This window comes from Arthrobacter terrae, from assembly GCF_015708085.1.
Classification (GTDB): Bacteria; Actinomycetota; Actinomycetes; order Actinomycetales; family Micrococcaceae; genus Arthrobacter_M; species Arthrobacter_M terrae.
Genome location: NZ_JADNYM010000062.1, coordinates 1 through 827, shown reverse-complemented (window position 1 = coordinate 827; position 827 = coordinate 1). Strand labels below are relative to the sequence as shown.

The 827-nt window shown below is 65.4% G+C and carries 1 protein-coding gene; it reads left to right on the top strand.

What is annotated here, in order from left to right:
• Nucleotides 1-42: 42 nt before the first annotated feature.
• Nucleotides 43-827: 13E12 repeat family protein (locus IV500_RS21155; protein WP_196398790.1), on the top strand; the 785-nt coding region annotated here is incomplete at its 3' end.

Here is an 827-nt window from a genome sequence, read left to right as displayed (position 1 = left end):
GCTGTAAACGCTGCTGTAAACGCTTCGCCGAGTGCGGCCGGTGTGGTCGTTGCACCGGTCCTGTCCTTCGGTCTTCCTGCCGGGCGGGTGAACGAGGCCGTGATCAGGGGCTGGATCGCTGAACTGGCACTCATGGAGCCGGAGGACTTCGGGGACCGGGAACAGATCGGACTGCTCCGGGCAGACGAAGACCTCAAAGCCGCGTTATGCGCCTCCCAGGCCCGGGTAGCAGCAGCCTTCGCCGCCTCCCAGCACCGGGCCCACGACGACACACCTGTCCCGGACACCACACCAAAACCGGCAAACCAGCCCGGCAACCAGTCTCGCAGTAAAACCGCGAGGCGGTTGGCTGATCAGCGGGCCGCGAGGCTCGCGGACAGCATCGGCGCCCAGATCGCTTTAGCCAGGCGGGAGTCCCCCACCAAAGGCAACCAGCTCCTGGGCCTGGCGAACATCCTGGTCACGGAAATGCCGCACACCTTCACCGCCCTTGCCACCGGCAAACTCAACGAATACCGGGCAGTCCTGCTCGTACGCGAAACCGCGTACCTATCCCTGGAAGACCGGAAAACCGTCGATACCGAACTCGCCGCCGACACCGGGACCATGGCAGTAATGGGATACCAGCAAATCAGCGCCGAAGCCAAGAAGATCGCGTACCGCCTGGACCCACTCGCCATGCTGGCCCGGAACACGAAAGCCGTCAACGACCGGCACGTCAGCCTACGCCCGGCCCCCGACGCGATGGTCCGGCTCTCCGCGCTCCTGCCCGTCGCTGAAGGCGTCGGCGTATACGGCTCCCTATCCCGGGAAGCAGACACCCTCCG